The sequence below is a fragment of the Phenylobacterium sp. Root700 genome (assembly GCF_001429025.1).
Lineage (GTDB): Bacteria > Pseudomonadota > Alphaproteobacteria > Caulobacterales > Caulobacteraceae > Phenylobacterium.
Genome location: NZ_LMHT01000034.1, coordinates 402 through 17,130 on the forward strand (window position 1 = coordinate 402; position 16,729 = coordinate 17,130).

General features: G+C 67.5%; 12 protein-coding genes. 6 read left to right on the forward strand and 6 right to left on the reverse strand.

The genetic code is table 11. From position 1 onward, the window contains the following. The first annotated feature begins 259 nt into the window (after positions 1–259). Together ASE02_RS17720 and fabF are read left to right on the forward strand one after the other, a co-directional pair. Complete coding sequence (locus ASE02_RS17720; protein ID WP_056735869.1) at positions 260–709, forward strand: MarR family winged helix-turn-helix transcriptional regulator; 450 nt, start codon at positions 260–262, stop codon at positions 707–709. Positions 710–714: 5 nt separating this feature from the next. Continuing rightward, positions 715–1,983: a beta-ketoacyl-ACP synthase II gene (fabF, locus tag ASE02_RS17725; RefSeq protein ID WP_056735870.1), complete on the forward strand. Its 1,269-nt coding sequence runs from the start codon at positions 715–717 to the stop codon at positions 1,981–1,983. Between the two features lie 124 nt (positions 1,984–2,107). Here the strand turns inward: fabF and ASE02_RS17730 are convergent, their stop codons facing one another. From ASE02_RS17730 to ASE02_RS17740, 3 genes are all read right to left on the reverse strand, one after another. Further along, positions 2,108–3,772 (reverse strand): M28 family metallopeptidase, encoded by a 1,665-nt coding sequence (locus tag ASE02_RS17730; RefSeq protein WP_056735871.1) that lies wholly within the window; start codon positions 3,770–3,772, stop codon positions 2,108–2,110. A 224-nt stretch (positions 3,773–3,996) separates the two neighbouring features. Further along, positions 3,997–5,856, reverse strand: a complete 1,860-nt coding sequence (locus tag ASE02_RS17735; protein ID WP_056735872.1) for an ABC transporter ATP-binding protein — start codon at positions 5,854–5,856, stop codon at positions 3,997–3,999. Beyond that, positions 5,853–7,664 carry an ABC transporter ATP-binding protein gene (locus ASE02_RS17740; RefSeq protein ID WP_200957720.1) on the reverse strand — a complete coding sequence of 604 codons (1,812 nt, stop codon included), beginning with the start codon at positions 7,662–7,664 and terminating at the stop codon, positions 5,853–5,855. Before ASE02_RS17740 ends, ASE02_RS17735 begins: the two co-directional genes overlap by 4 nt. A 435-nt stretch (positions 7,665–8,099) precedes the next feature. On the opposite strand from ASE02_RS17740, the gene ASE02_RS17745 reads away from it, so the two are divergent. The 4 genes from ASE02_RS17745 (at position 8,100) to ASE02_RS17760 (ending at position 13,286) form a co-directional block, all read left to right on the forward strand. Next, entirely contained in the window at positions 8,100–9,686 is a 1,587-nt protein-coding gene (locus ASE02_RS17745) for an AMP-binding protein (protein ID WP_235536749.1), read from the forward strand. A 295-nt stretch (positions 9,687–9,981) separates the two neighbouring features. After that, positions 9,982–11,565: a globin-coupled sensor protein gene (locus ASE02_RS17750; protein WP_056735873.1), complete on the forward strand. Its 1,584-nt coding sequence runs from the start codon at positions 9,982–9,984 to the stop codon at positions 11,563–11,565. Between the two features lie 2 nt (positions 11,566–11,567). After that, the gene (locus tag ASE02_RS17755; RefSeq protein ID WP_056735874.1) at positions 11,568–12,023 is read left to right on the forward strand and encodes a chemotaxis protein CheW; all 456 of its coding nucleotides are present in this window, start codon (positions 11,568–11,570) and stop codon (positions 12,021–12,023) included. Between the two features lie 99 nt (positions 12,024–12,122). Beyond that, complete coding sequence (locus tag ASE02_RS17760) at positions 12,123–13,286, forward strand: DegT/DnrJ/EryC1/StrS aminotransferase family protein (RefSeq protein WP_056735875.1); 1,164 nt, start codon at positions 12,123–12,125, stop codon at positions 13,284–13,286. 90 nt (positions 13,287–13,376) lie between these two features. Here the strand turns inward: ASE02_RS17760 and ASE02_RS17765 are convergent, their stop codons facing one another. From ASE02_RS17765 to ASE02_RS17775, 3 genes are all read right to left on the reverse strand, one after another. Beyond that, complete coding sequence (locus ASE02_RS17765; RefSeq protein WP_156406110.1) at positions 13,377–13,814, reverse strand: SgcJ/EcaC family oxidoreductase; 438 nt, start codon at positions 13,812–13,814, stop codon at positions 13,377–13,379. 8 nt (positions 13,815–13,822) lie between these two features. Continuing rightward, complete coding sequence (locus tag ASE02_RS17770; RefSeq protein WP_056735877.1) at positions 13,823–14,446, reverse strand: peptidylprolyl isomerase; 624 nt, start codon at positions 14,444–14,446, stop codon at positions 13,823–13,825. 67 nt (positions 14,447–14,513) lie between these two features. Further along, a complete protein-coding gene (locus ASE02_RS17775; protein ID WP_056735878.1) occupies positions 14,514–16,715 on the reverse strand; it encodes a TonB-dependent receptor in 2,202 nt (733 codons plus the stop codon). Positions 16,716–16,729 lie beyond the last annotated feature (14 nt).

Genomic DNA, 16,729 nt, shown 5'->3' on the forward strand with positions numbered 1-16,729 from the left:
TTCCGGCAACAGCGCATCCACAAAACTGAACTGGCCCGTACCCTTCACCGACATCGACCACTCCCTGGCTCAGCAACAGGGAATCACGATCAGCGAATTTCGCAATAGGCCCGCTGGGGGAGGTGGCGCGCGCAGCGCGACGGAGGGGTAGCGGCAGGAGTCGTAGTCCCTCTCAGTCAGCTGTCGCTGACAGCTCCCCCAGAGAGGGAGCATCTAAAAGCGGTAGATACCGAATTAGAAAAGCGGTATATGCCTGATTATGGCATCGCTGACGGAGATGGACGCCTTCTGCTTCGGCCATCGCAGCCGCAAGGCCGCGCGCGCCGTGACCCGCGCCTTCAATCTGCGCCTCCGCCCTCTGAACCTGAACATCGCGCAGTTCATCCTGCTGGGCGTCGTCGCCCGCGGCGAGGACCGTTCCGTGGCCGCCGTCGCCGACGAGGTCGACGTTGAGCCTTCCGCCCTGCTGCGAAACCTGAAATTGCTGGAAGAACGCGGCCTGATCGCCATCACCGGCGGCCGCGGCCGCCGGGGGCGACGCATCGCGATCACCCAGGCGGGGCTGAACCTGATAACATCGGGCGTCCCCATCTGGGTGAAGGCCCAATCTGATCTCGCCCGGGCGCTCGGCGGTTCCGCCGATACGACCCGAGCCGCCCTCGTCGACCTGGAACAGGCGGCGTTGGCCCTGGAAAATGCTGAAAGGTGACGTCTATGCGTAGGATCGTGGTGACCGGGTTGGGCGTGGTGTCGCCGCTCGGGACAGGAACAGAGGCCGCCTGGGCGCGACTGATCGCCGGCCAATCGGGTCTGCGGCGCCTGCCCGCCGATCTCGCCCCCGATGTTCCGGCCCAGGTGGCTGGCACGGTCCAGTCCAAGGCCGAGGACGCCGAGGCCGGCTTTGACCTCGACGCCGCGGTCCCGGGCAAGGACCAGAAGAAGATGGACCGCTTCATCCAGTTCGCGCTGGCCGCGGCGGACGAAGCCATCGCCCAGGCCAAGTGGGCGCCCGAGAGCGACGCCCAGAAGGATCGCACCGCGACCATCATCGCCACCGGCATCGGCGGCTTCCCGGCCATCGCCGAGGCGGTGCGGATCACCGACTCGCGCGGCGTGCGTCGCCTGTCGCCGTTCACCGTGCCCTCGTTCCTGGCCAACCTGGCGGCCGGCTGGGTCTCGATCCGCCACGGCTTCAAGGGTCCGCTCGGCGCGCCCGTCACCGCCTGCGCCGCCGGCGTCCAGGCCATCGGCGACGCCGCGCGGCTGATCCGTTCGGGCGAGGCCGACATCGCCATCTGCGGCGGGGCCGAATCCACCATCGACCGCGTCAGTCTCGGCTCCTTCGCCGCCGCCCGCGCCCTCGGCTCGGCCTTCAATGACGAACCCACCAAGGCCTCGCGTCCGTTCGACGCCGCCCGCGACGGCTTCGTCATGGGCGAGGGCGCCGGCATCATGGTGATCGAGGAGCTGGAGCACGCCCTGGCCCGCGGCGCCACGCCGATCGCCGAACTGGTCGGCTATGGCACCAGCGCCGACGCCTTCCACCTGACCGCCGGTCCCGAGGACGGCGAGGGCGCGGCCCGCGCCATGCGCATCGCGCTCGCCCAAGCCGCCGTCGAACCGGCCGCCATCGACCACCTGAACGCCCACGCCACCTCGACCCCGGTCGGCGACAAGGGCGAACTGGCGGCGATCAAGGCGGTGTTCGGCGGGGGCAAGGGTCCGGCGATCAGCTCGACCAAGTCCGCCACCGGCCACCTGCTCGGCGCGGCCGGCGGTCTGGAGGCGATCTTCACGGTGCTCGCCCTGCGCGACGGCGTGATCCCCCCGACCCTCAACCTTGAGAACCCCGACGAAGCCGCCGCCGGCCTCGACCTCGTGGCGCTCACCGCCCGCAAGGCCGACCTCGGCTACGCGCTCTCCAACGGCTTCGGCTTTGGCGGCGTCAACGCCTGCGTGCTGTTCAAGAAGTGGGCGGGATAAGGTCCTAAAGCTCGTCATCCTCCGGGCTCGCGAAGCGAGAACCGGGGGACCCAAGCTGAGTTGCCGAACTTGATAGGCCGCTTGGGTCCCCCGGATCGTCTTTCAGACGACTGGAGGATGACGACTATTTTGCGCGCTTCGCGGCGCTCGCATCACGCACAGGCCCAAACTCGGAGTCCGGCTTCCAGCTTGGCCAGACGCCCGGGTTCGCCAGCTCCTGGCCCATGTCGTAGAGCAGGGCCACGTCCTGGGCCGCGCCGCGCAGGTCCCAGTCGGCCGACCAGGCGTCGCAGGTCTGGTGGTAACACTTGGCGGTGTAGTCGCTGACCCACTTGTCGCCGGCCGCGCGGCCGCCCTCGATCAGGTCCGCCCCGCCGCCCAGCCCCATCATCAGCAGCACCGGCACGCCGCGCCGGGCCAGCGAGAAGTGGTCGGCGCGGTAGAACAGCGCCCGCTCGGGTCGCGCGTCGGGCGTCACCGTCCGGTCCTGGATCTTGGCGGCCTTGACCAGCATGTCCTCCAGACTGTTCTGGCCCGAGCCGATCAGCACCACGTCGCGCGCCGGCCCGTTGGGCTGCAGCACGTCCATGGTCAGGTTCGCCGCCATGGTCTCCAGCGGCACGGTCGGATGGACGCCGTAATATTCCGAACCCAGCAACCCGCGCTCCTCCGCCGTCCAGGCCGCGAACACCAGGGTCCGGGCCGGCCTTGGCCCCGCCCTGAAAGCCCGCGCGATCTCCATGGTCCCGGCCACGCCGATGGCGTCGTCCAGAGCGCCCGGCCGCACGGTGCGGCCTTCCGCGTCCGGCGCGCCGACGCCAAAGGCGTCCCAGTGGGCCGCGAACATCACGCTCTCATTGGGTCGCGAGGCGCCGGTGATCTTGCCCAGCACGTTGCGGCTGATCACCCGGCCGTGGCTCATGCCGTAGTCGGCGGAAAACGCCGCGCCGTTCAGCGCCACCGGCTTGAAATCCGCCCGCCGCGCCTGGGCTTTCAGGGTCGCGAAATCCAATCCCGCCGAGGCGAACAGCTCTTTGGAGACCTCGCCGCTCAGCCAGCCCTGCAGCAACACCTTCTCCTTGGCCGGATCGGCGCGGACGATGTCGAAGGCCTCGCCGTTCGAGGCGATCACCGTCGACCAGCCGTAGCCGGCGCCGGGCGTCTCGTGGACGATCAGCGCGCCCAGCGCGCCGCGCCGCGCGGCCTCCTCGTACTTGTAGGTCCAGCGCGCGTAATAGGTGGCGGCCAGACCGCCGAACTTGCCGGCCACGGCCTCGCCGGCCTGGGCCTCGAAGTCGGGATCGTTGATCAGAAAGACGGCGATCTTGCCCTTCAGGTCCACGCCCTTGAAATCGTCCCAGCCGCGCTCGGGGGCCGAGACGCCATAGCCCACGAACACCAGCGGGGCGTTGGCGATGCTCACCTGGTCAACCGGACGCAGGGTCGAGGCCGAGATGTCCTTATTGCGCTCCAGCGAACGGGCCTGGCCTTTCAGGGTCAGGCCGTAGACGCCGCCGTCCTTCACCTGGAACCGCGCCAGCGGCACGTCCTGCGTATAGCCGCCCTTGTCGCCGGCCGGCTCCAGGCCCAGCGCCTTGAACTGCGCCGTCAGATACTCGACCGTCTTGGCCTCGCCCGGCGATCCAGGCGAGCGGCCCTCGAACGCGTCCGAGGCCATGGTCTTGACGATGTCCGACAACCGCGCCGGATCGATCGGGCCCGAGCTTTGGGCCTGGGCCGTGGTGGCCAGCAGAGCCAGGGCGAGGGAGGTGGCGGTTGTGCGGAACATGGGATGACTTTCGGAAGCGGATAGCCTGGGCACCCTACAGGACGCGCTCACCTCCGGGGAACCGCGCCATACGCCCTCACCCACGTTCGTCATCCTCCGGGCGGCCGAAGGCTGATCCGGGGGACCCAAGCGGCCTATCAAGTTCTGCAACTCAGCTTGGGTCCCCCGATCTCGCTTCGCGAGCCCGGAGGATGACGAGTGGAGTGGGGCGGCCGCCGCCGCCCCTAAGTCCGCGTCGCGAACTCCGCGTCGCCGGTCGTCGCCACCACCTGGTCGTCGAACGAGGCGTGGGCCGAGGTGTAGAGGTGGGAGTATAGCCCGCCGGTCGCCATCAGCTCGTCGTGGTTCCCCTGCTCCAGGATGCGCCCCTGTTGCAGCACCACGATGCGGTCGGCGTCCCGGATGGTCGCCAGCCGGTGGGCGATGACGATGCAGGTGCGGCCCGAGAACAGCACCTTCAGCGCCTTCTGGATCGCCTGCTCGGTGAAGCTGTCGATATTGGCCGTCGCCTCGTCGAGGATCAGGATCTGGGGATCGGCCACCAGGGCCCTGGCGAACGAGATCAGCTGCCGTTGGCCCATCGAGATGTTGCGGCCGCGCTGCCCCAGCTTGGTCTGATAGCCGTCCGGCAGGCGCATGATGAACTCGTGCGCGCTCACCGCCTTGGCGGCGTCGACCACGTCGTCGAAGCTGGCGCCGGCGGTGTTGTAGCGGATGTTCTCCTCGATGGTGCCGGTGAACAGGAACGGCTCCTGCAACACCATGCCGATGGTCTTGCCCAGCGAGTCCAGGGTCACGTCGCGCACGTCGTGGCCGCCGACCAGGATCTGGCCCTGGTCGACCTCGTAGAACCGGTGGGTGAGCGCGATGATCGAGGTCTTGCCCGAGCCGGTCGGCCCGACCAGGGCCACCACCTCGCGCGGGTTCACCTTCAGGCTGATGTCGTGCAGCACCGGCCGCGCCGGATCGTAGCCGAAGGTGACGTTCTTGAACTCCACCGTCGCCGGAACGTCGGCCAGCGGCTGGGCGTCCGGCGCGTCGGTGATCGCCACCTTGACGTCCAGCACCTCGAAGATCCGGTGCCCGGCGGCCATGGCCCGCTGCATGATCGTGTACTGCATCGACAGCATCCGCACCGGATCGAAGAACCGCTGCACATAGAAGATGAAGGCGACCATCACCCCGACCTCCAGCCGCCCGCCCAGCACCGCATTGCCGCCGACCACGATGACGATGGCCATGGCGAAGCCGGTCAGGACGTCGACCGTCGGCACCATGATCTGGGTCATCCACGAGGCATGGGCCTGGGCGGCGAAATTCTCGTAGGTCTTCTCCTTGTAGAGCTCGAAGTTCACCGCCTCGCGGCGGCTCTCCTGCACGGTGCGCACGCCGTTGATGTTCTCGGCCAGGGCCGAGTTGGCGGTCGAGGAGGCGTCGCGCGCGTCTCGGAAGCTCTTCTTGGAGAACGGCAGCCAGATCGCCCGCACGATGATCAGCAGCGGCAGTACGGTCAGGGTCAGCAGCCCCAGCTTCCAGTCCATGCTGATCAGCACGCCGGTGATGCCGATCAGCATGGCGATGTCGCCGACCGCGCCGGTGGAGCTCTCCAGGAACTCCTGAAGCGCGTTCACGTCGCCCTGCAGGCGCGACATGATCCGCCCGACGTGGGTCTTGTCCATGAACGACAGCGACACGTCCTGGAAGTGATCAAACATCTTGCGGCGGACGTCGAAAATCACCCGCTGGGCCAGCCGCGCCGACAGCCATTGCTCGGTGAAGAAGGCGGTGGCGTAGACCACGATCAGCCCGGCGAAGGCGATCAGGGTCTGGTCCAGTAGATCGCCGTCGCGGGCCACGGCGGCGTTGACCGCCCGCCCGATCAGCGCCGGGATCGTCACCACCGAGGCGGCCGAGACCAGCACCGCGATCACCGCCAGGAAGAACGAGCGCTTATGCGGCTGCATGATCTCCAGGAACCGGGTCGCCACGCCCTTGTCGAAGGTTCCGAAGATGTCCTCGCCCTCGGACGATCCCAGGGACGCGCGCCGCTGGCGGGCGGGGGGAGCTTGCACGGTCTCGCTCACGCCGGGACCTCCTGAGGCTGGAGGATGGCGTCCTCGTCCAGGGTCGCCTCGGCGTCGGACCTGGTCTGCAATTCGTAGAGGTCGGCGTAGATCCCGCCCTGCGCGACCAGCTCGCCGTGGGTTCCGCGCTCGACCACCGCGCCCTCGTCCAGCACCACAATGTGGTCGGCGTGCATCAGTGACGACAGCCGGTGGGCGATGATGATCGTGGCCTTGGTCGCCGTGGCTTCCGCCAACGCGTCGCGCACCCGCCGCTCGGTCACCGCATCGATGGCGGCGGTGCTATCGTCGAAGATCATCACGCCAGGTCCCGGCACCACGCCGCGCGCGATGCTCATCCGCTGGCGCTGACCACCCGACAGCGCCACGCCGCGCTCGCCGACCCTCGTCTCATAGCCGCCCGGCAGGCCGGCGATGTGGTCGTGGATCTGCGCGGTCCGCGCCGCGCCGACGATGCGCTCTTCCTCCGCCCAGGGATCGGCATAGGCGACGTTGTGGCCGATGGAGCTATCGAACAGGAACGCCTCCTGCTGCACCAGCCCGACATATTCGCGCAAGGAGGCCAGGGTGACGTCGCGGATGTCCTGGCCGTCGAGGGTGATCGCCCCGCCGGTGACGTCGTAGAAGCGCGGGACTAGGTTGGCGATGGTCGACTTGCCGCTGCCGGGCGGACCGACAATCCCCAGCGTCTGACCGGCGCCGACCTCGAAACTGACCCCGTGCAGGATCTGCTTGCCCCCCTGGTCGTAGCTGAAGTCGACATTCTCGAAGCGCAGCGTGCCCTTGGTCGGGGCCAGGGGCTTGGCGCCCGGCGCATCGGCGATCTCCGGCTCCAGGTCCAGCACCTCGAATAGCCGCGCGCCCGAGGAGGTGGCCCGCGCCGCGGCGTTGAAGATCATCGCGATCTGCCGGATCGGGGTCTGAAGCAGGGTCATGTAGGTCAGGAACTCGGTGAGCTTGCCGACGCTCATGGTCCCGGCCGCCACCTTGTGCCCGCCGTACCAGAGCAGCACGCCCATCGAGCTGTAGAACGAGACGGTCATCACCGAGACCGCCCGGAACCGCAGGGTGATGCGCTTGTAGGAGAAGTTCAGCGCGTCGAGCGAGGCGGCGTCGAACTTGGCCATCTCGAAGCGCTTGCCGGCGAAGGCGCGGACCACGCGAATGCCCTGGAGGTTCTCCTCCATGGTCAGGGTCAGGATCGACATCAGTTCCTGCACCCGCAGCCAGGTGACCCGCAGCAGGAACCCCATCCGCGCCAGCGCCCAGCCGGCGATCGGCACGAAGGCCAAGCCGATCAGGCCCATGACCACGTCGTTCGACAGCATCATATAGGCGCCGAAGCCCAGCAGCAGGACCAGGCTGACCGCCTGCATCACCCCGCCCTGGATGAAGACCCGCGCGCCCTCCAGGTCGAGCATGCCGCGGGTGATCAGGTCGCCCGAATGGATGCGGTCATGAAAGCCGAAGGACAGCCGCTGGAGTTGCTGGAAGAACTGCAGCCGCAGATCGTAGCCGACCCGCTGGCTGACATATTCGCCCATATAGCCCGACATCATGGTCAGCACGCCGCGCACCACGGTTGCGGCGATGACCAGCAGGGCGGTCATCCACAACGCCGTCTGCGCCTCGCCGGCATGGGCCGCCCCGACCTTCAGCAGCACCTGGGCCTGGTCGACCGCCGAGCCGAACAGGCGCGGCAGGGTCAGGCTGGCGACCGCCGCGCCCAGCGAGCAGCCGATCGCGATCGCCATCCGCCCGGGATAACGCAGCGAGAGCGCGGTGATCCGCTGCAGCACACGCGGCATCTCGCTGACATCGACCTTGATCGAGGCGGAGTCAGAGGGTCGCGCACCCCGCGGTGAGGGGTGTGACTCACTCATCACAAATTCCATCTTCAAGTATGGAATCCATTCTGAGGCGCCGCCCGGACGCGCGCCAGACTTGTTTTGACGCGTGCGGAGAATATCGGCGAGTGACCGCCGGCGCTTTCTAGCCAAGGGTCGGCGGATGGCGGGCCTGCCCGCCCAACCGCGAGATCGCGTCCATATCCGGCCTGCGTTCGGATCGCGCGCGGCGTTGTCGGGCGCGCCGTCGCCTGTCATGGTGGGGTTCCGAAGCGGAAACGGTCACCCTCGCCGCGCATATTTCGCGCCGCGATCGCCGACGAAACGCCGTCTCGGACCATAGAAAAAAAGAGCCGCGTGTTCCGTTCCTCCGGTCACCGGCGACGGGAGGATTTGATGGAAGATTTGAAAGAGCGCGTAAGCCTGGACGAGGCCCTGGAAGCAGCGGCCGCCACCGGCATGACTACTGCGGTATGGGCCAAGGTCCACCCCGACAAGGCGGCGGTCGTCGACCCGGACGGCAAGATCACGACCTTCGCCCAGATCAACGCGACGGCGAACAAGCTCACCCGCCTCTTCCGTCAACACGGCCTGGTCGCCGGCGACAGCCTGGCCCTGGTCTGCTCCAACCGCGCCGAGTTCGTGGCCGTCCAGGCCGCCACCCTGCGCTCGGGCCTGCGGATCACCCCGGTGAACTGGCACCTGACCGCCGACGAAATCGCCTACATCATCAAGGATTGCGAGGCCAAGGTCCTGGTCGGCGAGGCCCGCGTGGCCACCCTGCCGGCCGCCGCCGCCGAATGCCCGGGCCTGGTGCTGAAGCTCGCCGTCGGCGGGCCCATCGCGGACTTCCAGGACTATGAGGCCGCCATCGCCCCGCTGGACGGCGCCGACATCACCGACCCGGTGCTCGGCAACCAGATGATGTACACCTCCGGCACCACCGGCCGGCCAAAGGGCGTCTTCCGCCCGGCCCCGGTGATCACCCCGCAGGCGATGTACGTCCTGCGCGGCTACGATCCGGAAACCTCCATCCAGCTCTGCGCCGGCCCAGCCTATCACGCCGCGCCGCTGGCCTTTGACATCCGCGCCGCCATGGGCGCGGGCGTGCCGCTGCACTTCATCGACAAGTGGGATTCCGAACTGGTCCTGCGCACCATCTCCGAACAGAAGGTCACGCACCTGCACATGGTGCCGATCATGTTCCAGCGTCTGCTGGCCCTGCCGCCCGAGGTGAAGGGCAAGTACCCGATCGACCACGTCAAATACATCGTCCACGGCGCGGCGCCCTGCCCGCCCGAGGTCAAGCAGGCGATGATCGAGTGGTTCGGCCCGATCCTGTCGGAATACTACGCCGGCTCCGAAGGCGGCGCGGGCTTCACCATCACCTCCGAGGAATGGCTGAAGAAGCCCGGCAGCGTCGGCAAGCGCCCGGCCCTGCTGCAGGTCCGCATCCTCGACGAGGCCGGCGCCGACCTGCCGGCGGGCACGCCCGGCGGCATCTATCATCAGCTCCCGCCCGGCGGCGGCTTCACCTATTTCAAGGACGAGGCCAAGACCGCCGCCAACCGCGTCGACGGCTTCTTCACCATGGGCGACGTCGGCTATTTCGATGAGGACGACTACCTGTTCCTCACCGGCCGCAACGCCGAGACGATCATTTCCGGCGGGGTGAACATCTACCCGCAGGAAGTCGACAACGAACTGATCAAGCACGAGGCCGTGGCCGATAGCTCGACCGTCGGCATCCCGCACGACGAGTGGGGCGAACAGGTCCGGGCGGTGATCCTGCTGAAGCCGGGCTACCAACCGTCCGACGACCTGGCCCAGGAGATCCTGGCCTTCGGACGTCAGACCCTGGCCGCCTACAAGGTCCCCCGCGGCCTCGACTTCGTGAGCGAACTGCCACGCTCGGAAGCCGGCAAGATCCAACGCAACAAGGTCCGCGCCCCCTATTGGGAAGGCCGCACCCGGCAGATCTAAGACCCGCGCCCGCTCCGTGTCCTCATCCCCGGGCGCTTGTCCCGGGGATCCATGGACGTCGGCCGCCAGGCAAAATCACCGAGCTCGGCGCGCACGGACGCCCCTCGGAATACTGCAACCACGGCGTCAAAATCCGCAAAAGATGGAAAGTGCGGATTTTACGGATGCACCGCCGCCAGAGCACGGCGCGCACTCGCTATTCTAGACTGTCGAATGCTTCGCGTTATCGAGTTTTTAACCAGAATCCACGCGCCATTCCCGCATAACGGGAACAACTACGCCTGGGTGAATACATATGACGTCTTCCAACGCCCTGAACGAGCGCCTGGACTTCATCAAACTCAGCCCGTCCGCGCTGCAGGACATCAGGGGCGTCAAGACCATCATCATGCAGGAGCTGCCCGCCGCGCTGGACGGCTTCTACGAGCAGGTCCGGGCGACCCCGCAGACCAAGAAGTTCTTCGCCAGCGAGAGCAGCATCACCGGTGCGAAGAACAAGCAGGTCGACCACTGGGACGTCATCTCCAGCGGCAAGCTGGATGAACGCTACGTCCAGGCTGTCACGACGGTCGGCGAGGTTCACGCCAGGATCGGGCTGGAGCCGCGCTGGTACATCGGCGGCTACGCCCTGGTGCTCGAGACCCTGATCGAAAAGGTGCTGGAGGCGCGCTGGCCCAAGGGCGGCTTCGCCTCGCGCAAGACCTCGTCAAAGCAGACCGCTCGCGAGCTCGGCGCGCTGACCAAGGCCACCCTGCTCGACATGGACTTCGCGATCTCGGTCTATCTGGACTCGCTTGAGAGCGCCCGTCTCGAGGCCGACGCCCAGCGCCGCAAGGTCGAGGACGAGCAGAACAAGGTCGTCGAGATCCTCGCCGACAGCCTGCGCCGGCTGGCCGACGGCGACCTGACCACCCACATCGACGCGTCCTTCACCGGGGCGCACGAGCAGATCAAGAACGACTTCAACGCCGCGCTCGACAGCCTGCGCACGGCGATCGGCGCGATCACCGACGCCACCGGCGCGGTCCGCAACGGGTCCGACGAAATCGCCTCGGCCTCCAACGACCTGTCGCACCGCACCGAGCAACAGGCCGCCAGTCTGGAGCAGACCGCCGCCGCCCTCGACGAGATCACCGCGGCGGTGAAGCGCAGCGCCGAGGGCGCCCGCCAGGCCTCCGCCGCCGCCTCGGCCGCCAAGTCCGACGCCGCCCAGTCCGGCGACGTGGTGCGCGACGCTGTCTCGGCGATGGGCGAGATCGAACAGAGCTCGGGCCAGATCACCCAGATCATCGGAGTGATCGACGAGATCGCCTTCCAGACCAACCTGCTGGCGCTGAACGCCGGGGTCGAGGCCGCCCGGGCCGGCGACGCCGGAAAGGGCTTTGCGGTCGTGGCCCAGGAGGTCCGGGCCCTGGCCCAGCGCTCGGCCGAGGCCGCCAAGGAGATCAAGACCCTGATCTCCAACTCCAGCGCCCAGGTGGCGCGCGGGGTGAAGCTGGTCGGCGACACCGGCGAGGCCCTGAGCGGCATCGTCTCCAAGGTCACCGAGATCGACGGCCTGATCTCCGATATCGCCAACTCGGCGAACGAGCAGGCGACCGGGCTCAACGAGGTCAACAGCGCCGTCAACCAGATGGATCAGGTGACCCAGCAGAACGCCGCCATGGTGGAGGAGGTCACCGCCGCGGCCAGCAGCCTGAAGAACGAGGGCGGAGAGCTGGCGCGGATGGTCACCCGGTTCAAGACCGGCGCGGCAGGCCAGGCGGCCGCTCGACGGCCGGAGCCCGCCCAGTCGGGACGCCACCTGCCGGCCCGCAACCCGGTGCGCCAGGCGCAGGCCCAGCTGTCCGCGGCCGCCGAGAAGTGGGAAGATCTCTGACCATGGAGGAGCGCACCGACGGCAAGCTCGAACTCATCTCGTTCGAGATCGCCGGCCAGGAGTTCTGCATCGACATCCGGGCGGTCCGCGAAATCCGCGGCTGGACCGCCGCCACGCCGATACCGCACACCCCGCCCTACATGCTGGGCGTGATCAACCTGCGCGGCACGATCATGCCGGTGATCGACCTGCGCAACCGCCTGGATCTTGGCCAGACGCAGGCCTCAACCCGCCACGTGATCGTGGTGGTCCAGCATGGCGAGCGGTTGGCGGGCCTGCTGGTCGACGCCGTGCAGGAGACCTTCGTGATCGACGAGGCGCTGCTGCAAGACCCGCCGGCCATGGACGCCACCAACGACGCCCGCTTCATCGACGCCATCATTCCCCTGGAAGGCCGGATGCTCAGCCGCCTGGTGGTCGCCGCCCTGCTGCCGCTGGTCGCACCGCTGGCGGCCTGATTTCCCGGCGCGGTTCGAAATTTTCCGAAAACAAGCGTGTGTGGCTTCGCTAGACTCCGCATGTCATGAAGCGCGCCGCTTCACTTCGCGGAAATTCCCATGCCGATCCCGTTCATCGACCTGCAAACCCAACGCGCCCGCCTCGGCCAGCCGTTGGAAGATGCGATCCTCAAGGTGGTGCGCTCGGGCGCCTACATCATGGGTCCGGAGATCGGCCAGTTCGAACAGGCGCTCGGTGAATTCGGCCAGGCGCCGTTCGTGCTGTCCTGCGGGTCGGGGACCGAGGCGTTGCAACTGCCGCTGATGGCCTGGGGCGTCGGCCCGGGCGATGCGGTGTTCTGCCCCTCCTTCACCTTCGCCGCGACCGCCGAGGTCATGCCGCTGGTGGGCGCGAGCCCAGTGTTCGTCGACGTTCTGCCTGACACCTACAACCTCGACCCGGCCAAGCTCGACGCCGCTATCGAAGCGGTGACGGCCGACGGCAAGCTGACGCCCAAGGCGATCATCGCCGTCGACCTGTTCGGCCAACCCGCCGACTATCCGGCGATCTCGGCGGTGGCCAGGAAGCACGGCCTGAAGCTGATCGCCGACAGCGCCCAGGGCTTTGGCTGCACCTTGAACGGCCAACACCCGATCCATTGGGCCGACGTCACCACCACCAGCTTCTTCCCGGCCAAGCCGCTCGGCTGCTACGGCGACGGCGGCGCGGTGCTGTGCAAGGACGAGCGGCTCCACGACATCCTGGTCAGCTTGCGCGTCCACGGCCAGGCGGTGAAGTCGGACCTGGTCGGCAAGACCTTCGACCACGACCCCAAGTACCTGAACCTGCGCATCGGCATGAACAGCCGGATGGACACCATCCAGGCCGCCGTCCTGCTGCAAAAGCTGAGCATCTTCGCCGACGAGATCGCCGCCCGGAACAAGGTCGCCGACCGCTACGCCCAGGGGCTCGGCGACGTCGTCACCGTGCCGAAGGTGATCGAGGGCGGGGTGTCGGTCTGGGCGCAATACACCATCGAGACCCCCGACCGCGACGGCCTGGTCGCCCACCTGAAAAGCCAGGACGTGCCGAGCGCGGTCTACTACCCGATCCCGATCCACAAGCAGGACGTCTATTCGGTCTATCCGACCCCAGGCGGCCTGCCGGTCACCGAGGCCAAGGCCAATGTGGTCATGAGCCTGCCCATGCACCCCTACCTGACCCCCGACCACCAAGACCAGGTCATCGCCGCCATCCGCGCCTACGTGAAGCGCAACGGCTAAATCCCTCTCCCTCGGGAGAGGTTAGGTGAGGGGGCGGCGCGCAGCGGCGCTCTACTGACGATCGATCAGCGTGTCGGTGAAGGCCCACCCTTAGGACGAGTGGTCCGACACGATGCGCCAGCCTTGCGCGGTCTTGTGGAACACCAGGCTGAACAGCCCGGTGGCGTCCTTGCCGTCCGGCAGCGTCAGGTGGAAACGCCCGACCACGGCGGCGTAGTCGGCGCCCAGCGGATCGAAGTCGACGATCTCGGTGGTCAGCTTCGGCATCTTCGTCGGCTCGGTGAAGCGCGGCGCATAGATCTCGCGGATCGCGTCATAGCCCTGGGTGACCTTGCCGCCGCTGACATAGTTGATCTGCGGGGCCTTCTCGTAGCTGGCCATGAAGGCGTCGAGGTCGCCGCGCGACCAGCCGGCGCTGGCCTCGCCCAGCACCTTGGCGACAGCGGCCTGGTCTTCGGCGGGGCCTGCGAAGGCGGCCGTGGCCATCAGGCTGAACGCCGCGCCGACGGCGAAGGAACGAAGGGTCATGTCGAGGCTCACTTGCGCTTCACGGAAAGGATCGCCACCGGCTTTTCCAGGATCTGGCCGCGCACGATGGGTTCGGGGGTCGGGGCGTTCGACGGAGAGGCCTGGATAGCCCGCACCACGTCCATGCCCTTGGTCACGCGGCCGAAGGCGGCGTAGCCCGCGCCATCGGGATTGCGCTTGCCGCCGGCGTCCAGGCTGGCGTTGTCGCCGAGCGTGATGAAGAATTCCGAGGTCGCGGTGCCCGGGCCGTCGCGGGCCATCGAGATCACCCCGTCGGTGTGGCTGATCCCGGTCATGGCCGTGGTCTCGTGGGCGATGGGCGCCAGCATCTGGCCGCGATGGGCGTCGCTGTCGATGCCGCCCTGGATCACCTGGATCGGCGCGTTAGGGTTGGGGTCGGTCCCGGCCCGCACCACGCGATAGAACTGCGCGCCGGCATAGCGGCCTTCGTCGACATACCGCAGGAAGTTGGCCGCCGTGATCGGCGCCTTGTCCGGATAGAGCTCCAGCTCCACCACGCCGGCGTCGGTGGTCATCACCACCGCGACGGGGGCGGGAGCCGCCGCCCAGGCCGCGCCCGGTATCATCAGACCAAGAACCGCGGCGAGCGCGGTGCGGCGAACCAGCTTCATCGGCTTTGGTCTTTCTAAAATCTCAGGATCGAGGCGGGGGCGGCCAGCGCCCCCGCCTCGCTTAGTCCTAGAAGTTCATACGCACATTGGCGCCGATCGTCCGCGGCGTCGTGCGGATGCGCGCCTCGGGGTCGAACGGGGTTTCGGCCAGGGCGCGGATCACGCCACGGTCGTCGAGCAGGTTGTTGGCGTAGAGCGAGAACTCGATGTTGTCGAAGGTCACGCCAGTGCGCACGTTCACCACGCCATAGGCCGCCATCCGGCGATAGTTCGCCTGCTTGGGGCTGAACTGGGTGAAGCGCTCGCCGATGTACTGATAGCCGCCATAGACGAAGCCTTCGGCCTCGCTGCCCAGCGGGAAGCGATAGTCGGCCGAGGTGTTGAAGCTCAGCTCCGGCACGAACGGGGCCTTGTCGCCCTTCTTCGCCTTCAGGTTCGCCACGTCGTTCGACAGACGCGAGTTGATGTAGGCGCCGCCGGCCGTCAGGGTCAGGCCCTCGATCGGATTGGCGGTCAGTTCCAGCTCGACGCCGTCGCTGACGGCCCCGCCGACGTTTTCACGGAAGCCGAAGCCGCAGTTCAGCGCGCGCTGGGTCTGCATGTCGTCCCACACCAGGTGGAAGTAAGCGCCCGACACCATCACCCGGCCGCCGGCGAACGTGCCCTTGCCGCCGATTTCGTAGTTCCAGAGCTTGTCGGCCTCGAACACGTTCGGGTCTTCGCCGTTGCGTTGGAAGTCGGCCAGTTCAGCGGCGCAGACGTCCTTCGGCACCGGGGTGTTGGTGCCGCCGTAGCGGAAGCCGCGCGCGGCTTGGGCGTAGACCAGCACGTCGTCGGTCACGTCATAGGAGACGTTGAGCTTCGGGTTGAAGCCGTCTTCCTTCGTCGTGCGGCGCGGCGGATCGCTGGGCGTCGCGCCGTTCAGGAAGCCCGAGGCGTAGAGCTTGTAGTCCTGATCCCAGTTGAAGTAGCGCAGGCCGCCGGTGACGCTGATCTTGTTCCACTCATAGGTCAGCTCGCCGAAGAAGGCGTAGGTCTTCACCGTCAGATCGTCGAAGCCCCAATACGGGTTGTCCTTCGGCGCGCCGAAGTTGTTCGAGTTGATACCCATGGCCGCGTCGAAGCCCGGCACCGGGATGGTGTTCAGGTAGTAGATTTCCTTCTTGTCGGCATAGGCGCCGACCACCCAGCTGAACGGTCCGTCGCCCTGCGAGGCGAGGCGGATTTCCTGGGCGAAGAAGGTCGAGTCGGTGGTGTCGACCAGCGGGCTCGGCTTGACCGGGAACAGGGCCAGCAGGCCGTCCAGCGAGCGCATGTTGACGACGGTGCGGTCGAAGTACGAGGTCGAGGAGACCAGGTTCGCAAAGCCCAGGTCGTAGTTGAGGGTCAGGTTGTAGACGCTCAGGTCGTCCTTGTAGCCGTCCGGCGAGGGGTAGTCGCGGCCCAGGCCCGGCACGCGGACCAGATCCTCAGGACGTCCGCCGTCCTGGTAGTTGTGCTTGAAGAACGAGAGGTCGGCGGTGAAGTCGTCGGTGACCTTGAAGCGAGCCTCGACGCGGCCGCCGCGGGCCAGGCCGTCATTCACGTCCTTCTCGCCGGTCTTCACGTTGTCGATGTAGCCCGGGGTCTGGGTGTAGTAGGCCGAGGCGCGGATCGCGATGCGATCGGTGATGATCGGAACGTTCACCAGGCCCTTCATCGAGTAGCCCACGTCGCCGTGGCTGACGCTCGACAGGCCGACATCGACCTTGCCTCCGAACTCGGTCAGGTCCGGGCGGTGGGTGATCATCCGCACCGTACCGGTCATCGAACCGGCGCCGTACAGCGTGCCTTGCGGGCCGCGCAGGACTTCGACGCGTTCCAGGTCGAACAGCGCCAGCTCCGGGTTCAGCGCGCCCATCGAGATCGGGATTTCGTCGATATAGATGCCGACGGTTTCCTGGTTCTGGGTGTCGTTGTCGTTGCCGCCGCCGTTGTTGATCCCGCGGATCGACAGGCGCGTACGGCCTGGGCCGTTCTGATAGGCGGTCAGGCTGGGGACCGAGCCCAGCAGGGCGGTGTAGTTCTCGGCGCCCATCTTCTGCATGGTCTGCTCGCCGACCACGTTGATGCTCATCGGCACGTCCAGCACCGACTCGGTGCGCTTGCGCGCGGTGACGACCAGCTCGTCGACGATCGCCGACTGGGCGAAGGCCGGAGCCGCCGACAGCGCCGCCGCCGACACCAGGATCGATGCGGTCAGCAACCGCGTCTTTTTGCTCATGATCATGTGGGAATCCCCTC

What these genes read in the sequence shown, in the direction of transcription:
- ASE02_RS17720 (WP_056735869.1), top strand. Translation starts at nt 260, where the DNA reads ATGGCATCGCTGACGGAGATGGACGCCTTCTGCTTCGGCCATCGCAGC.
- fabF (WP_056735870.1), top strand. Translation starts at nt 715, where the DNA reads ATGCGTAGGATCGTGGTGACCGGGTTGGGCGTGGTGTCGCCGCTCGGG.
- ASE02_RS17730 (WP_056735871.1), bottom strand. Translation starts at nt 3,772, where the DNA reads ATGTTCCGCACAACCGCCACCTCCCTCGCCCTGGCTCTGCTGGCCACC.
- ASE02_RS17740 (WP_200957720.1), bottom strand. Translation starts at nt 7,664, where the DNA reads ATGCCGCGTGTGCTGCAGCGGATCACCGCGCTCTCGCTGCGTTATCCC.
- ASE02_RS17745 (WP_235536749.1), top strand. Translation starts at nt 8,100, where the DNA reads ATGGAAGATTTGAAAGAGCGCGTAAGCCTGGACGAGGCCCTGGAAGCA.
- ASE02_RS17750 (WP_056735873.1), top strand. Translation starts at nt 9,982, where the DNA reads ATGACGTCTTCCAACGCCCTGAACGAGCGCCTGGACTTCATCAAACTC.
- ASE02_RS17755 (WP_056735874.1), top strand. Translation starts at nt 11,568, where the DNA reads ATGGAGGAGCGCACCGACGGCAAGCTCGAACTCATCTCGTTCGAGATC.
- ASE02_RS17760 (WP_056735875.1), top strand. Translation starts at nt 12,123, where the DNA reads ATGCCGATCCCGTTCATCGACCTGCAAACCCAACGCGCCCGCCTCGGC.
- ASE02_RS17765 (WP_156406110.1), bottom strand. Translation starts at nt 13,814, where the DNA reads ATGACCCTTCGTTCCTTCGCCGTCGGCGCGGCGTTCAGCCTGATGGCC.
- ASE02_RS17770 (WP_056735877.1), bottom strand. Translation starts at nt 14,446, where the DNA reads ATGAAGCTGGTTCGCCGCACCGCGCTCGCCGCGGTTCTTGGTCTGATG.
- ASE02_RS17775 (WP_056735878.1), bottom strand. Translation starts at nt 16,715, where the DNA reads ATGATCATGAGCAAAAAGACGCGGTTGCTGACCGCATCGATCCTGGTG.